A 16,137-nucleotide genomic window follows, 5' to 3' on the forward strand; every position below is an offset into this window, starting at 1 on the left:
GGCCCCTGGTTTCCCAGGGGCCCGGCCCTTTAGCCTGCCGACGGCTACGCGCTCATCGCGCGACCGGCCGCCGTCAGTTGTCGTCCTCGTCGATCAGGAAGCCGCGCATCGGCGCCGGCGCCTGCTGCATCGGCTGCGGTGCCTGCGGGCGGACCGGAGCCATCGGCTGGGTCATCGCCGGGGACATCTGCTGCTGGCCACCGTACGACGGGGCACCGCCCATGGACGGCGCGCCGCCCATCGTGCCGTTGCCGCCGTAGGACGGGGCGCTCGCGCCTGCCGAGGCCATCGACGGGGCCGGCGGCAGGGAGGCCGTGGCCGGCGTCCGCGGGGGAGCCAGCGAGTCGTCCGCCTGGGTCTCCAGCTGACGCAGCTGCGACTCGAGGTAGGACTTCAGCCGCGTGCGGTACTCGCGCTCGAAGCCGCGCAGGTCCTCGACCTTGCGCTCCAGCGTGGCGCGGGCCGACTCCAGCGAGCCCATCGCGACGCGGTGCTTCTCCTGCGCGTCCCGCTCCAGCGCGTCCGCCTTGGCGCGGGCGTCCCGCTCCAGGCCCTCGGCGCGCGAGCGCGCCTCGCCGACGATCTTGTTGGCCTCGGAACGGGCCTCCGCGATCGCCTGGTCGGCCGTCTGCTGGGCCAGCGAAAGCACGCGCGCGGCGCTGTCGCCACCGGGGCCCTGCTGGGGCTGCTGCATCGGCTGCTGCATCTGCTGCTGCGGGTGACCCATCGGGCCGCCCATCGGCTGACCCATGGGGCCGCCCTGCATCTGGCCGGGGCCGGGGCCCATCGGACCACCCTGCATCGGGCCGGGGCCGTGGCCACCAGGACCGGCGGGAAGCTGCGGCGCACCGGACGGCAGCTGCGGCGGACCCATCTGCGGGGGCTGCTGCTGGACCGGCGGTCCGGATATGGCGGCGGGCACGGGGGCGCCGGGACCGACGGGACGATCCTGCTGCTCCGGCGGCTTGCGCATACCCTGCTGCTGGTTCTGCGCAGCGGCACGCGTCGCGGCGGCCAGCTTGGCGCGCAGGTCCTCGTTCTCGCGGAGCAGGCGGGTCAGCTCGGCTTCGACCTCGTCGAGGAAGGCATCGACCTCGTCCTCGTCATAGCCTTCTCGAAGGCGGACGGTCGTGAACTGCTTGTTCCGCACGTCCTCGGGGGTCAGCGGCATCTCTTCTTCACCTCTACGTAGTCGTCGGCAGTCGGCAAGACCGTATCGTCCACATTCACCTCGCGAAGCTGCTCACGATGGAGATCAGGATGTAGACGATGATCATCAGAACGAAGAAGGACAGGTCGAGTGCCACGCCCCCGAGACGCAACGGCGGAATGAACCGCCGAAGGAGCTTGAGCGGTGGATCGGTGACAGTGTAGGTGGCCTCCAGAACGACCACCATCGCCTTACCGGGTTGCCATGAACGGGCGAACTGGAAGACGTAGTCCATGACCAATCGGAAGATCAGCACGATGAGGAAGCACATCAGAGCGATGTAGACCACTTGTAGTGCGACGCCCATCCCGCGCTTCCCTCTCCCCTGGCTCTCGTGCTCTCGCTCGACCGGCCTCTCGGCCGGCCCGTTCCGGTCGTGTGTTCTCAGCTCTGGTTGAAGAATCCGCCCTCTGCGATGCGGGCCTTGTCCTCCGCCGTGACATCGACGTTAGCAGGCGACAACAGGAACACCTTCTGCGTCACGCGCTCAATGCTGCCATGGAGCCCGAAGACGAGTCCGGCGGCAAAGTCGACAAGTCGCTTCGCATCGGTGTCGTCCATCTCCGTGAGGTTCATGATCACCGGGGTGCCCTCGCGGAAGTGTTCCCCGATGGTACGGGCCTCGTTGTAGGTCCTGGGGTGCAGCGTTGTGATGCGGTAGGGCTCCCGCTCGGACACGACCTTGGGCATGATCACCGGCGCGTTCTTCTCCAGGCTCGGACGTTCGGGTGTGATGGATGCCACGGGGGCAATTCGGGCAGGACGTCCGCTTTCCGCGTGTACCGGGACAGACTGGGCGACGGGCTCACGGGGTGCGGGCGGCTGCACCACGCGCACCGGTTCCTCCCGCTCGATCTGCCGCGGGGGCACATGGCGCCGTTCGCGCTCGGGTTCGGGTTCCAGCTCGGGTTCGAAGTCGTCGTCGGGGTCGAACCCCCGGCCGTCGTACCCATCGTCCTCCACGAGGCCGAGGTAGACCGCCATCTTGCGCATCGCGCCGGCCATTCTCTGAGTCCTCCGCTCTGTGGTGGATCGGCATCGTCACCAAGTGCCCGCGATCCACGGGGTCTGCCCGCCGATCAGCGGGAATGACCATATTTTCTGCTGTGGTCCGACTTGCTTCGCGACGTTACCCGAGCCTGGGGCGGACACCCAGTACCGCCGTACCGATGCGCACATGTGTCGCTCCGGCCGCCACGGCCTCCTCGAGGTCCGCACTCATCCCCGCCGACACCATGTTCGCAGCCGGACGGGTCGCGCGCAGGACAGTCGACAAATCCATCAACCTGTCGAACGCCGCACGTTGGCGCCCCGCGTACGGGCCGGCGAGCGGCGCGACGGTCATCAGTCCGTCGAGTCTCAGCCCGGGCGCGGTGTCCACGGCGGCGGCCAACTCCTCGATGTCGTCCGGCGACACGCCGCCCCGGTCGCCCCGGTGGCCCGACTCGGCGTCGAGCGCGACCTGGACGAGGCAGCCGAGCTCGCGCCCGGCCTTCTCCGCCGCCGTCGACAGGGAGGTGACGAGCTTCAAACGGTCCACGGACTGCACGACATCGGCATAACTCGTCACAGATCGGACCTTGTTGGTCTGCAACTGGCCGACGAAGTGCCAGCGGAGGTCCAGATCCGCGCAGGCCGCGGCCTTGGGGGCGGCGTCCTGGTCCCGGTTCTCGGCGACGTCCCGAACGCCGAGTTCGTGCAGAAGTCGCACATCGCTCGCGGGGTAGGTCTTGGTGACCACGATCAGGGTCACATCCGCCCGCTTGCGTCCGGCGGCGGCGCAGGCGGCAGAGATACGTTCCTCCACCCGCGCCAGGTTCTCCGCGAGTTCCGACTTACGGTCCCTCATGAGTTCTTTCCTGCCGGGGGTCCGGGGGTCGCCCCCCGGGTAGAGACAGCGTCCAACCAGACATATCCCGCGAGTCGCCCCGTGGTGCGATCGCGGCGGTACGAGAAGTGGTCGCCCGACTCGCGGGTGCAGACCTCACTGGCCCGCCGGTCCCGGATCCCCAGCCGCTCGAGCTGGGCGTGAACCCCGGCGGTGACGTCGACGGCCGGGGTGCCCCAGCTCGTCTCGGCGAAGGCGGCCGGCTCGACCGCGGCCACCTCGGCGCGCATCGCCTCCGGCACCTCGTAGCAGCGCCCGCAGACGGCGGGGCCGGTACGGGCGGTGATACGGGCCGGGTCGGCGCCCAGTTCGATCATGGCCTTCACCGCGGCCGGTACGACCCCGGCGACCATCCCGGGCCGCCCGGCGTGGGCGGCGGCCACGACCCCGGCGACGGGGTCGGCGAGGAGGACCGGGGTGCAGTCGGCGGTGAGGACGGCGAGGGCGAGTCCGCGCCGGGCGGTGACGATCGCGTCGACCTCCGGCACCGGCCGGTCGCCCCAGGGCCCTTCGACCACCGCGACGTCCGGGCCGTGCACCTGGTTCATCCAGACGACCTGCCCGGGGTCGAGCCCCAGCGCGCCGGCGGCCCGCGCACGGTTGGTCCGTACGGCCTCGGGCTCGTCCCCCACCGCGCCGCCGAGGTTGAGCTCCTCGTACGGAACGGCGCTCACCCCGCCCCACCTGTCGGTGAAGGCGAAGTGCGCGCCGCTCACGGGTTCGAGCTGCTCTATCACTTCAGGAAGTCCGGAACATCCAGCTCTTCGGCCTGGGTGTCCGGGTACGGGCGGGCCGGCGGGACCACCGGCGGGGTGGCCGGGGGCAGCGTGCTCTCGGTGGAGGCCACCGGAGCCGGCTCGGCCGGGGCGACCGGCTCGTCCCGGGGGGCGACGGTGCCGAGGCCGCCGAGCGGGCGCTCGGTGGCGCGCGGCGCCGGGGCCGGCTCCTCGCGCTTGGCGGAGGCCGAGCTGAGGATGTTGTCCCGGCGGGTCGGCGGCTGGCCGCCGTCGAAGCCGGCCGCGATGACCGTGACCCGCACCTCGTCGCCCAGGGCGTCGTCGATGACGGCGCCGAAGATGATGTTGGCCTCGGGGTGGGCGGCCTCGCTCACCAGCTGCGCGGCCTCGTTGATCTCGAAGAGACCGAGGTCGGAGCCGCCGGAGATGGAGAGCAGCACGCCACGGGCGCCGTCGATGGACGCCTCGAGGAGCGGCGAGGAGATCGCCATCTCCGCCGCCGCCACCGCGCGGTCGTCGCCGCGGGCGGAGCCGATGCCCATGAGGGCCGAACCGGCCTCGGACATGACCGACTTGACGTCGGCGAAGTCGAGGTTGATCAGACCCGGCGTGGTGATGAGGTCGGTGATGCCCTGCACGCCGCTCAGCAGGACCTGGTCGGCCGACTTGAAGGCGTCGAGCACGGAGACCTGGCGGTCCGAGATCGAGAGCAGCCGGTCGTTCGGGATGACGATGAGGGTGTCGACCTCTTCGCGGAGCTCGGCGATGCCGTCCTCCGCCTGGTTGGCCCGACGGCGTCCCTCGAAGGTGAACGGCCGGGTGACCACACCGATCGTCAGGGCGCCGAGCGAGCGCGCGATGTTGGCCACGACGGGTGCGCCGCCGGTGCCGGTGCCGCCACCTTCGCCGGCGGTGACGAAGACCATGTCGGCCCCCTTGAGGACCTCCTCGATCTCCTCACGGTGGTCCTCTGCCGCCTTGCGACCGACTGCCGGGTTGGCCCCGGCCCCGAGGCCGCGGGTGAGTTCACGACCGACGTCGAGCTTGACGTCGGCGTCGCTCATCAACAGCGCTTGCGCGTCGGTGTTGATCGCGATGAACTCGACGCCCTTGAGACCGACCTCGATCATTCGGTTGATGGCATTGACACCACCGCCGCCGACACCGATGACCTTGATGACTGCGAGGTAGTTCTGCGGTGCTGCCACGTCGAAGGCCTCTCGCCTCGAGTTACGTGTCGCCGCTTCGCGGTGGTAGTCGCGCTGCGACAACGGATGCCGATTGGGACGGTCCGAAACGCCGACCCAAACCCTAACGTTGAAGTTTAGGGTTACCAGTGTCTCTGTTCGCTGGACTCTTCCGAACAGGACACTAAGTCGACAAGTGGCGCACGTTCAACGAACACGCCGAACCTCCCGTTTTTCTTTTCACCCTATGTGATCACCCGTAGCGCTGGCCAACCAGGGTGCTGGCCAGCGCTGATGCGCGTCAACTCCCGGACGCGGCCGGGGCGGTGGGGGCGCTTACATCGAAGTGCCCCGCTTTGGGCGTTGCTTTCATCAGCGCCGTGAGTACGCGCGCCTTGACGGCACCGTCCTCGCCGCTGCCCCAGAAGACCGTACGGCCGCCACCGAGCTCCAGAGTGATGGAGTCGTACGAGGCGACCTTGACGACACGAGTGTCCCGGGCGATTTTCTCCGGGAGTTCGCCCGTCACGCCCACGGCGTCGAGCAGCAGGCGGTCCGCGTCGAAGCGGCGCAGGCTCGGCGAGGAGGCGACGTCCAGGACGAGTTTCGGTACGCCTGGGGGTGCTTTGTCCACGGTGGCGAAACGGGTTCCGGTGGAGTCCACTTCCGTGAACTTTCCGCCCATTTCCACCAGCAGAACGGGCTTCCGTTCCGTCACTTTCAGACCGATTCCGTGCGGCCAGGACCGCACGACCTCCACCGTGTCGATGCGGGGCAGTTTCCGCAGAAGTCGCGCCTCGATCGCGTCCGTGTCGACGGAGACGAGCGGGGACCCGATCGGAACGGCGGCGGCCGCTTCCACTTCACGAGGTGTCAGAACCTGCGTGCCGGAGGTCTTCACCCGCTCCACGCGCAGCCAGGACGAGCCGTAGAGCGCCCAGATTCCGCCGGCCACGAGCGCGAGTACGGCCAGGACGATCAGCAGGACGCGCGGGCCGGGCACCCGGAGACGACTCTTCCGGGTGCCCGTGCGGGACGGCCGTTCCGACGACCCCTTCGGCCTGCTCGTGCCGTTCTTCTCGGCGGTCGTCGGTCCAGCTGCCACCTGGCGTCTCCTGCCTTCCGCTTCCGCCCTACGCCTGCCGGCGTGCGGCGATCGCCTCGTACACCATGCCGACGAGCAGATCGTCGGCGTCCCGGCGGCCGAACTCGGCCGCGGCGCGGGACATCTCGTACAGCCGGTGCGGATCGGCGAGTACGGGCAGGACGTTGCCCTGCACCCACTGCGGCGACAGCTCCGCGTCGTCGACGAGCAGGCCGCCGCCGGCCTTGACCACCGGCTGGGCGTTGAGCCGCTGTTCGCCGTTGCCGATCGGCAGCGGGACATAGGCGGCGGGCAGCCCGACAGCGGACAGTTCGGCGACGGTCATCGCGCCCGCGCGGCACAGCATCATGTCGGCGGCGGCGTACGCGAGATCCATCCGGTCCACGTACGGTACCGGGACGTACGGCGGCATCCCGGGCATGTTGTCGACACGCGGCACCTCGTTCTTCGGGCCGACCGCGTGCAGGATCTGGATGCCGGAGCGCTGGAGCACCGGCGCGATCTGCTGGATGACCTCGTTGAGGCGCCGGGCGCCCTGCGAGCCGCCGGAGACCAGCAGCGTCGGCAGGTTCGGGTCGAGACCGAAGGCGGCGCGCGCCTCGGGCCGGACCCGGGCCCGGTCGAGGGTGGCGATGGTGTGCCGCAGCGGGATGCCGATGTAGCGGGCGTTGCGGAGCTTGGAGTCCGGGGTGGCGACGGCGACCCCGGCCGCGTACCGCGAGCCGATCTTGTTGGCCAGGCCGGGCCGGGCGTTGGCCTCGTGGACCACGATCGGCACCCCGAGGCGCTTGGCCGCGAGATATCCGGGCAGGGCCACGTAGCCGCCGAAGCCGACCACGCAGTCCGCCTTGGTGCGCTCCAGGATCTGCTCGGCCGCCTTGATGGTGCCGCGCAGCCGCCCGGGGACGGTGATCAGCTCAGGGGTGGGCTTGCGCGGCAGCGGCACGGCGGGGATGAGCGCCAGCTCGTAGCCCCGCTCGGGTACGAGCCGGGTCTCCAGTCCCTTCTCCGTGCCGAGCGCCGTGATTCCCACGCTCGGGTCCTGCCTGCGCAGGGCGTCCGCGAGGGCGAGCGCGGGCTCGATGTGGCCGGCGGTCCCCCCACCGGCGAGTACGACATGCACCGAAATTCACCGCTCTCCGGACGGACGCTTCTTGACGCGCCGTCGCATCGACTTCCATCTCACTCCGGCCCGCCTACCCCAGCCGGGGCGACGCAAGGCCAGAGCCGCTTTCGCGGCGGGTTCCTGTCGCGCGAAGGCGATGAGGAGCCCGACGGCGAACATGGTCGGCAGCAGGGCCGACCCCCCGTACGAAAACAGCGGGAGCGGGACCCCGGCGATCGGCAGCAGACCGAGCACCGCACCGATGTTGATCACGGCCTGCGCCGTGATCCAGGTGGTCACGCCTCCCGCGGCGTACCTCACGAAGGGGTCCTCCGTGCGTCCGGCCACGCGGATACCCGCATAGCCTAGAGCCGCGAACAGGGCGAGTACCGACAGCGTCCCCGCCAGACCCAGTTCCTCCCCGGTGACGGCGAAGATGAAGTCGGTGTGCGCTTCGGGTAGTTGGCCCCATTTTTCCACACTGGCACCCAGACCGGAACCGAACCATCCGCCTGAGGCCAGAGCATAGATCCCGTGCGCGGCCTGGAGACAGGGCGCACCCTCTCCCCCGGGGTCGGTGGCACCGATGCAGGCGAATCGCTTCATCCGGTTGGCGCTGGTCCTGATCAGCAGGAAGCCGATCGTTCCCGCCACGGTGAGCACCCCGACGAAGAGCCGGGTGGGCGCGCCGGCCGTCCACAGAAGCCCGAAGAGGATCGCGGTGAGGACGATCGCCGTACCCATGTCCCCGCCGAGCATGATCAGCCCGAGCAGCAGGAAGGCGCCGGGGACCAGCGGCACCAGCATGTGCTTCCACTGGGTCAGCAGCTTCATGTCCTGCTTGCGGGCGAGCAGATCGGCGCCCCACAGGATCAGCGCCAGCTTGCCGAACTCGCTGGGCTGCAGCATGAACGGTCCGCCCAGCGAGATCCAGTTCTGGTTGCCGCCGACCGCACGCCCTATCCCCGGGACCTGGACGAGCACCATCAGGAAGACGGCGCCGACCAGGATCGGGTACGCCAGCGCCCGGTGCAGCTTCACGGGCATCCGGGACGCCACCAGGAGCAGCACCGTGCCGAGGACCGCGGCGAAGAACTGTTTGCGGAAGAAGTACGAGGGCACGAGGTCGTAGCGCAGCGCCGTGATCATCGAGGCGGAGTAGACCATCACCAGGCCGAGGGTGGTGATGAGCAGCGCGGCGCCGAGGATCACGTAGTACGCGGTCAGGGGCCGGTCCCAGGCGCGGCGGGCCTGCTCGTACATCCGCCGTACGCCGCCGCCGCGGGATGCACGCGGCGGTGTGGGGGCCCGCCCTCCGCCACGTACGGCGGAGGGCCGACGAGGCCCGGCGGTTCTGCTCGGCATGGTCGCTGTCCCCTCCAGTCGTGCCCGGCGCGGCCGGACCTTCTCGCTGGTCAGGTCAGACGCGCCCGGTGGCGGCAAGGGTGCGGACCGCGTCCGCGAACGCCTCGCCCCGCTTGTTGTAATTGGCGAACATGTCCATCGAGGCACAGGCCGGGGCCAGCAGAACCGTGTCGCCCGGCCGGGCGAGCCGGGCCGCCTCCTGGACCGCCGCGGACATCGCCCCAGTGTCGGTCCGGTCGAGGTCCACCACCGGTACCTCCGGGGCGTGTCGCGCCAGGGCTTCGCGGATCAGGGCGCGGTCGGCGCCGATCAGCACGGCCCCGCGCAGCCGCTGCGCGGACTTCTGGACGAGTTCGTCGAAGGTCGCGCCCTTGGCGAGGCCGCCGGCGATCCAGACGATCGGGTCGTAGGCCGCCAACGAGGCTTCGGCGGCATGGGTGTTGGTCGCCTTGGAGTCGTCGACGTAGACCACGCCCTCGACGTCCTCGACCAGCTCGATGCGGTGCGGGTCGGGCCGGAAGGCCCGCAGTCCGTCCCGTACGGCCCTCGGCTCGACGCCGAAGGCGCGGGCCAGGGCCGCCGCGGCGAGCGCGTTGGCGATGTTGTGCGGGGCCGGCGGCTGGACGTCCGCGACCTCGGCCAGCTCCTGGGCCTGCTTCTGCCGGTTCTCGACGAAGGCCCGGTCGACGAGGATGCCCTCGACGACGCCGAGCTGGGACGGGCCGGGGGTGCCGAGGGTGAAGCCGATCGCGCGGCAGCCCTCCTCGACGTCGGCCTCGCGGACCAGGTCCTCGGTCGCCTTGTCGGCGACGTTGTAGACACAGGCGACGGTGTTGCCCTCGTAGATCCGGCCCTTGTCGGCGGCGTACGCCTCCATGGAGCCGTGCCAGTCGAGGTGGTCCGGCGCCAGGTTGAGCACGGCGGCCGAGTGGGCGCGCACGCTCGGCGCCCAGTGCAGCTGGTAGCTGGAGAGTTCGACGGCGAGCACGTCGTACGTCTCGTCGCCCAGGACGGCGTCGAGGAGCGAGACGCCGATGTTGCCGACGGCCGCGGTCCGCAGGCCCGCCGCCTCCAGGATCGAGGCGAGCATCCGTACGGTCGTGGTCTTGCCGTTGGTGCCGGTCACGGCGAGCCAGGGGGCGGCGTCGGGGCCGCGGAGGCGCCAGGCGAGCTCGACGTCGCCCCAGATCTCCACGCCCGCCTCTGCGGCGGCCGTGAAGAGCGGCTTGTCGGGCCGCCAGCCGGGGGTGGTGACGATCAGCTCGGTGCCCTCGGGCAGGGTCGCGCCGTCGCCGAGGCGGACGGTGATCCCCTCGGCCTCCAGCTCGGCGGCCTGCGCCCGGGAGCGCTCGTCGTCGCCGTCGTTGACGACGGTCACGACCGCGCCGAGGCCGTGCAGGACGCGGGCGGCCGGGATTCCGGAGACCCCGAGGCCCGCGACGGTGACCCTCTTGCCGTTCCAGCTCACTTTTCGGATGCCCATCCCGCGTAGAAGAGGCCCAGGCCCACGATCACGCACATGCCCTGGATGATCCAGAACCGGACGACCACCAGGACTTCGGACCACCCCTTGAGCTCGAAGTGGTGCTGGAGCGGGGCCATCCGGAAGACGCGCTTGCCCGTCATCTTGAACGAACCGACCTGGATGACCACGGACATCGTGATCAGCACGAACAGGCCGCCGAGGAGGGCGAGCAGGAGCTCCGTACGGGAGCAGATGGCGAGACCGGCGAGGGCGCCGCCGAGCGCCAGCGAGCCGGTGTCACCCATGAAGATCTTGGCCGGCGAGGTGTTCCACCACAGGAAGCCGAAGCAGGCACCCATGAGGGCGGAGGCGACGACCGCGAGGTCGAGCGGGTCGCGTACCTCGAAGCAGGCGTTGGGGTTGGTCAGGGTCACCGCGTTGGCGCAGGACTCCTGGAACTGCCACAGGCCGATGAAGGTGTACGCGCCGAAGACCATCACCGAGGCGCCGGTGGCCAGGCCGTCCAGACCGTCCGTCAGGTTCACGCCGTTGGACATGGCCAGGATCATGAAGAGCGCCCAGACCACGAACAGCACCGGTCCGATGGACCAGCCGAAGTCCGTGATGAAGGAGAGCTTCTCGGAGGCAGGCGTGAGCCCGCGCAGGTCCGCGAACTGCAGCGAGAGCACGGCGAAGGCGATGCCGACGATCAGCTGGCCGGCCATCTTCGCCTTGGCGCGCAGGCCCAGCGAACGCTGCTTGACGATCTTGATGTAGTCGTCGAGGAAGCCGACCAGGCCCATGCCGGCCATCAGGAAGAGGACCAGCACACCCGAGTAGGTCGGGTCCTCACCGGTGATGACCTTGGCGAGCGCGTACGCGATGAGCGTGGCCAGGATGAAGGAGATACCGCCCATGGTGGGCGTGCCCTTCTTGCCGGCGTGGCCGCGCGGGCCGTCGTCCCTGATGAACTGTCCGTACCCCTTGCGGGCCAGGAGCTTGATGAGCAGCGGAGTGCCGATCAGGGTCAGGAAGAGCCCGATGGCCCCCGCGAAGAGGATCTGCCTCATCGGCCGGCGACCTCGCTCTCGGAGTCGAGCAGCGCCAGGGCGACCTGCTCGAGACCGACCGACCTGGAAGCCTTCACAAGGACGACGTCCCCCGGGCGCAGCTCACTGCGCAACAGGTCGACCGCCGCCTGCGCGTCGGACACGTGCACCGACTCCTCACCCCACGAACCCTCGTTATATGCGCCCAGTTGCAACCAGGACGCTTCCCTGTCCCCGACCGCCACGAGCTTGCTGACGTTGAGCCGGACGGCGAGCCGCCCGACCGCGTCGTGCTCGGCGAGCGATGCGTCCCCGAGCTCGGCCATCTTGCCGAGCACCGCCCACGTGCGGCCCCCCTGGGCCTGTGCGGCCCGGCCCATGGCCGCGAGCGCGCGCAGCGCGGCTCGCATGGACTCGGGGTTCGCGTTGTAGGCGTCGTTGACGATCGTCACGCCGTCCGGACGCTCGGTGACCTCCATGCGCCAGCGCGACAGGGTGCCTGCCTCGGAGAGCGCGGTGGCGATCTCCTCGACGGCCATGCCCAGCTCATGGGCGACGGCGGCCGCGGCGAGCGCGTTCGACACGTGGTGCTCACCGTACAGGCGCAAGGTCACGTCACTGCACCCGGTGGGTGTGTGAAGACTGAAAGAGGGCTGTCCGTTCTCTGTGAGACGGACATTCTCGGCACGTACGTCGGATTCGCGGGCTTCTCCGAACAGGACCACGCGCGCGTGGGTGCGCGCGGCCATGGCCCGGACGAGCGGGTCGTCGGCGTTGAGGACCGCCACTCCGCCCTGCTCGGCCGGCGGAAGCGCCTCGACGAGTTCGCCCTTGGCCTCGGCGATCTGCTCGCGTCCGCCGAACTCGCCGATGTGGGCGGTGCCCACGTTCAGGACGAGTCCGATGCGCGGCGGGGTCAATCCGGTGAGGTAGCGGATGTGGCCGATGCCGCGGGCGCCCATCTCCAGGACCAGGTGCTGGGTGTCGTCGCCGGCGCGCAGGGCCGTCAGCGGCAGCCCGATCTCGTTGTTGAGCGAGCCGGGCGTCCACACGGTGGGCGCGTGGCGCTGCAGGACCTGGGCGATGAGGTCCTTGGTGGAGGTCTTGCCGGCCGAGCCGGTGAGCGCGACGACATCGGTGCCGAGGCGTTCGACGACGGCGCGGGCGAGGGCGCCGAGCGCCGTCTGTACGTCGTCCACGACGATGGCGGGCACGCCGACGGGGCGGGCGGCCAGCACGGCTGCCGCGCCCGCCTCGACGGCACGGGTCGCGTAGTCGTGGCCGTCGACCTGTTCGCCGGCGAAGGCGGCGAACAGGCTGCCGGGCTTCACCTCACGGGAGTCGATGACGACGGGACCGGTGACCTGGACGGCCGGATCCGGTATGTCGTACGACTGCCCGCCGACGATTTCGGCGATCTCGGCGAGGGAGAGGGCGATCACTGCTTCATCCCTGACTGTTCTTGTGACGGTGTTCGATCGCTTCGCGCAGAACCTGGCGGTCGTCGAAGGGGCGGACCACTCCGGCGATGTCCTGGCCCTGCTCGTGGCCCTTGCCGGCGACGAGCACGGTGTCGCCCGGCTCTGCGCGGGCCACGGCCGCGGCGATGGCGGCGGCCCGGTCGGCGTCGACCAGGACGTCGCCGCGCTCGTGGACGGGCACCTCGGCGGCGCCCGCGAGCATCGCGGCGAGGATCGCGAGGGGGTCCTCGGAGCGGGGGTTGTCGGAGGTCAGTACGGCGGTGTCGGCGAGCCGCGCCGCGGCGGCGCCCATCGGGCCGCGCTTGGTGGTGTCCCGGTCGCCGCCGCAGCCGAGGACGATGTGCAGCTTGCCCTCGGTGACCTTGCGCAGCGAGCGCAGGACCGATTCGACGGCGTCCGTCTTGTGCGCGTAGTCGACGACCGCGAGGTACGGCTGGCCGGCGTCGACGCGCTCCAGGCGGCCGGGGACGCCGGGGACCGCGGCGACGCCGTCGGCGGCGGTCTGCGGGTCGATGCCGGCGACGGCGAGGGTGACGATCGCGGCCAGTGTGTTGGCGACGTTGAACGGTCCGGGCAGCGGGGCAGTGGCGGTGAGCCGCTCGCCCTGGGGACCGACGACCGTGAACGTGGAGTCGTGGGAGCCGATCTCGACCCCCTCGGCGCGCCAGTCGGCGTCCGGGTGGCCCTCGGCCGAGAACGTGACCACCGGGACGGTCGCCTCACCGGCGAGCCTGCGGCCGTACGCGTCGTCGAGGTTCACCACGCCCCGTTTGCTGCGCTCGGGCGTGAAAAGCTGCGCCTTGGCCCCGAAGTAGTCCTCCATGTCGGAGTGGAACTCCATGTGCTCGGGACTCAGGTTGTTGAAGACGGCGACGTCGAAGACGCAGCCGTCGACCCGGCCGAGCACGAGGGCGTGGCTGGAGACCTCCATGGCGACCGCCTCGACCCCGCGCTCGCGCATGACGGCGAAGAGCGCCTGGAGGTCGGTGGCCTCCGGGGTCGTACGTTCCGACTTGATGCGCTCGTCGCCGATCCGCATCTCGACCGTGCCGATGAGGCCGGTCTTGCGTCCGGCCGCCTTGAGGCCGCCCTCCACCAGGTAGGCCGTGGTGGTCTTGCCGGAGGTGCCGGTGATACCGAGCTGGAGGAGGTCCGTACCGGGTCGGCCGTAGATCTCGGCGGCGAGCTCGCCCATCCGGCCGCGCGGGTCCTCGACGACCAGGACCGGCAGGCCGGTCGCGGCGGCGCGCTCGGCGCCCGCCGGGTCGGTGAGGATCGCGGCGGCTCCGAGTCCGGCGGCCTGGTCCGCGAAGTCGGCGCCGTGCAGCCGGGCGCCGGACAGGGCGGCGTAGACGTCCCCGGGGCGTACCGCCCGTGAGTCGTGGGTGATGCCCGAGACGGCGGTGTCCGTGCTGCCGGGCGTCTCGACACCGAGCCGGGCGGCCAGGTCGCCCAGGGGTGTCGGGCGGGCCTGCTCCGGGCGGGGCGGGGTGGTTCGGTACTGATCAGCGTGTGGCACGGCGGTGAGCGTACCGGGCCCACCCGCCGGGGGGCCAAAAGAGGGCCGGGCCTCGCCGGAGTTCGATTTCCGGTTCCCGGAATCGGAGGTGATCGTGGTCACTGGTGCTCCCGGGGTGTCACTCGCTGTCCTTGAAGATGACCGGCAGCCGGGCGGGCTGGCTGCCCGTCGGAGCCACGTGGAGGGTCTTGAGGGCGAACTCCATGACCTTCTTGTAGATGGGTCCGCAGATCTGGCCGCCGAAGTAGTTGCCCTTGGTGGGGTTCTGGATGGCGCAGTAGACCGTGATCTGCGGGTCGTCGGCGGGCGCGAAGCCGGCGAAGGAGGCGGTGTACCCCTTGTAGCGACCGAGTTCGGGGTCGACGCGGTTGGCGGTTCCCGTCTTGCCCGCGACGCGGTAGCCGGGGATACGGGCCTTGGTGCCGGTGCCCTCCTCGTCGCCGACCACGGACTCCAGCATCTGCGCGAGGGTCTTGGCGGTCTTGTCGCTGACCACCCGGGTCTGCTTCGGGGCGGGCGCCGGGGTGAACCGGCCGTCGGGGCCCTTGGTGCCGCGGACGAGCGTGGGCTCGATCCGTACGCCTCCGTTGGCGATGGTCGAGTACACCGAGGCGGCCTGCATGGCGTTGATCGAGAGGCCCTGGCCGAAGGGGATCGTGTACTGCTGCGAGGTCGACCAGTTCTGCGGCTTGGCGAGGATGCCCGGGGTCTCGCCGGGGTAGCCGAGCCCGGTGGGGCTGCCGATGCCGAACTTGCGCAGGTAGGAGTGGAGGACCTGGTTCGACTCTGCCTGGGTCTTGCCCAGCTGGCCGGTGGCGAGGATGGTGCCGATGTTGCTGGACTTGGCGAGGACGCCGTTGAGGGTCAGGAACCAGGTGCGGTGGTCGACGTCGTCCTTGAAGAGCCGGTCGCCGCGGTGCAGCCGGTTGGGGACGGTGACATGGGTGTCGGGGGTCGCCACGCCCTCCTCCAGGACAGCGGCCATGGACATGACCTTGCTGGTGGAGCCGGGCTCGTAGGCATCCTGGAGGGCCGCGTTGCCCATCGCGGCGGCGTTGGCCGCGGACAGGTCGTTGGGGTCGAAGCCGGGGGCGTTGGCCATGGCCAGGACCTCGCCGGTCTTCGTGTTCTGCACTATGACGTAGCCGCGGTCGGCCTTGGACTTCTTCACCTGCTCGGTGATGGCCTGCTGGGCGGCCCACTGGATGTCCCGGTCGATGGTCAGCTCGATGTCGGAGCCGGGCACGGCCGGGGTGCCCTGCGAACCGGCGGTCGGCACCTGGCGGCCGCCGGACTCGGCGAACCTGATCTTGCCGTCCTGGCCCGCGAGCTCCTTGTCGAGCTGGGACTCCAGGCCGCCGGCGCCACGGCCCTCGGCATTGACGTACCCCAGTATCCCGGCGGCGAGTTCGCCGTTCGGGTACACGCGCTTGGTGCTGGGCTCGCTGAGGATGCCGCCCAGGAGGTTGATCCCGTTGCCGCCCTCGGAGGCCTTGGCCTTCTGCCCGTAGACCTTCTTGAGGTCCTTGATCTGGTTCCAGACCTGGGGTGTCTGCTTGCGGGCGAGCAGGGTGTAGCGGGACTTCGGGGTGCGGAGCTTCTTCGCGAGCTCGGCCGGTTCCTTGCCCAGGAGCGGCGCGAGGAGGGCGGCGGCCTGCTCCGGGGCGTCCTGGATCCTGCTCTCCTGGGGGGTGAAGAGCTTGGGGTCGGCGGTGATGTCGTACGCGTCGACGCTGGCGGCCAGCGCGATCCCGGAGCGGTCGGTGATCTCGCCCCGGTCGGCGGAGAGCGTGTACTCCTGGTAGCGGTGCGCCTCCGCCTTGGCGGCCAGCGCGCTGGCGTCGACGGCCTGCACCTGGAGCAGCCGGACGACGAAGGCCAGCATCACGAGGGTCAGCCCGAGGGAGACCAGGCGCAGCCGGGGCTTGGGGCTGCCGAGCCGGATGGTGCGCGGCCGCGCCGGGGGCCGCGGCGCGGGCCTGCGCGCGGCGCCGGAGCGGGCGGCGGGGCGCGGGGCGGGGCCTGT

Annotated in this window: 14 protein-coding genes; all 14 read right to left on the minus strand. The window is 70.6% G+C overall.

What is annotated here, in order from left to right; all coding sequences use genetic code 11:
- Positions 1-73: 73 nt before the first annotated feature.
- The gene (locus tag ACFV9D_RS38175) at positions 74-1,171 is read right to left on the minus strand and encodes a DivIVA domain-containing protein (protein ID WP_385157470.1); all 1,098 of its coding nucleotides are present in this window, start codon (positions 1,169-1,171) and stop codon (positions 74-76) included.
- Between the two features lie 55 nt (positions 1,172-1,226).
- The gene (locus tag ACFV9D_RS38180; RefSeq protein WP_019885526.1) at positions 1,227-1,517 is read right to left on the minus strand and encodes a YggT family protein; all 291 of its coding nucleotides are present in this window, start codon (positions 1,515-1,517) and stop codon (positions 1,227-1,229) included.
- A gap of 77 nt (positions 1,518-1,594) precedes the next feature.
- Complete coding sequence (locus ACFV9D_RS38185) at positions 1,595-2,215, minus strand: cell division protein SepF (RefSeq protein WP_385157473.1); 621 nt, start codon at positions 2,213-2,215, stop codon at positions 1,595-1,597.
- A gap of 124 nt (positions 2,216-2,339) precedes the next feature.
- Positions 2,340-3,059 carry a YggS family pyridoxal phosphate-dependent enzyme gene (locus tag ACFV9D_RS38190; RefSeq protein ID WP_385157476.1) on the minus strand — a complete coding sequence of 240 codons (720 nt, stop codon included), beginning with the start codon at positions 3,057-3,059 and terminating at the stop codon, positions 2,340-2,342.
- The gene (gene pgeF, locus ACFV9D_RS38195; protein WP_385157479.1) at positions 3,056-3,835 is read right to left on the minus strand and encodes a peptidoglycan editing factor PgeF; all 780 of its coding nucleotides are present in this window, start codon (positions 3,833-3,835) and stop codon (positions 3,056-3,058) included. The genes ACFV9D_RS38190 and pgeF overlap by 4 nt, the downstream gene beginning before the upstream one ends.
- On the minus strand, positions 3,832-5,043 hold the full coding sequence (gene ftsZ / locus ACFV9D_RS38200; protein WP_385157482.1) for a cell division protein FtsZ: 1,212 nt from the start codon (positions 5,041-5,043) through the stop codon (positions 3,832-3,834). The genes pgeF and ftsZ overlap by 4 nt, the downstream gene beginning before the upstream one ends.
- 280 nt (positions 5,044-5,323) lie before the next feature.
- Complete coding sequence (locus ACFV9D_RS38205; RefSeq protein ID WP_385157485.1) at positions 5,324-6,127, minus strand: cell division protein FtsQ/DivIB; 804 nt, start codon at positions 6,125-6,127, stop codon at positions 5,324-5,326.
- A 28-nt stretch (positions 6,128-6,155) separates the two neighbouring features.
- A complete protein-coding gene (murG, locus tag ACFV9D_RS38210; RefSeq protein WP_384529064.1) occupies positions 6,156-7,250 on the minus strand; it encodes an undecaprenyldiphospho-muramoylpentapeptide beta-N-acetylglucosaminyltransferase in 1,095 nt (364 codons plus the stop codon).
- Positions 7,251-7,256: 6 nt separating this feature from the next.
- On the minus strand, positions 7,257-8,597 hold the full coding sequence (gene ftsW / locus ACFV9D_RS38215) for a putative lipid II flippase FtsW (protein WP_385157488.1): 1,341 nt from the start codon (positions 8,595-8,597) through the stop codon (positions 7,257-7,259).
- A 55-nt stretch (positions 8,598-8,652) separates the two neighbouring features.
- Positions 8,653-10,080, minus strand: a complete 1,428-nt coding sequence (gene murD, locus ACFV9D_RS38220; RefSeq protein WP_385157491.1) for a UDP-N-acetylmuramoyl-L-alanine--D-glutamate ligase — start codon at positions 10,078-10,080, stop codon at positions 8,653-8,655.
- Positions 10,062-11,132, minus strand: a complete 1,071-nt coding sequence (gene mraY, locus ACFV9D_RS38225) for a phospho-N-acetylmuramoyl-pentapeptide-transferase (RefSeq protein WP_315890924.1) — start codon at positions 11,130-11,132, stop codon at positions 10,062-10,064. Before mraY ends, murD begins: the two co-directional genes overlap by 19 nt.
- Positions 11,129-12,553 carry a UDP-N-acetylmuramoyl-tripeptide--D-alanyl-D-alanine ligase gene (gene murF, locus ACFV9D_RS38230; protein WP_385157495.1) on the minus strand — a complete coding sequence of 475 codons (1,425 nt, stop codon included), beginning with the start codon at positions 12,551-12,553 and terminating at the stop codon, positions 11,129-11,131. The genes mraY and murF overlap by 4 nt, the downstream gene beginning before the upstream one ends.
- 4 nt (positions 12,554-12,557) lie before the next feature.
- Positions 12,558-14,213, minus strand: a complete 1,656-nt coding sequence (locus tag ACFV9D_RS38235; RefSeq protein WP_385157498.1) for a UDP-N-acetylmuramoyl-L-alanyl-D-glutamate--2,6-diaminopimelate ligase — start codon at positions 14,211-14,213, stop codon at positions 12,558-12,560.
- 16 nt (positions 14,214-14,229) lie between these two features.
- A partial coding sequence (locus ACFV9D_RS38240; protein ID WP_385157501.1) for a peptidoglycan D,D-transpeptidase FtsI family protein occupies positions 14,230-16,137 on the minus strand: 1,908 nt, incomplete at its 5' end.

Origin of the sequence: Streptomyces sp. NPDC059875 (assembly GCF_042731085.1) — a bacterium.
In the GTDB taxonomy this organism is placed as follows: Bacteria; Actinomycetota; Actinomycetes; order Streptomycetales; family Streptomycetaceae; genus Streptomyces.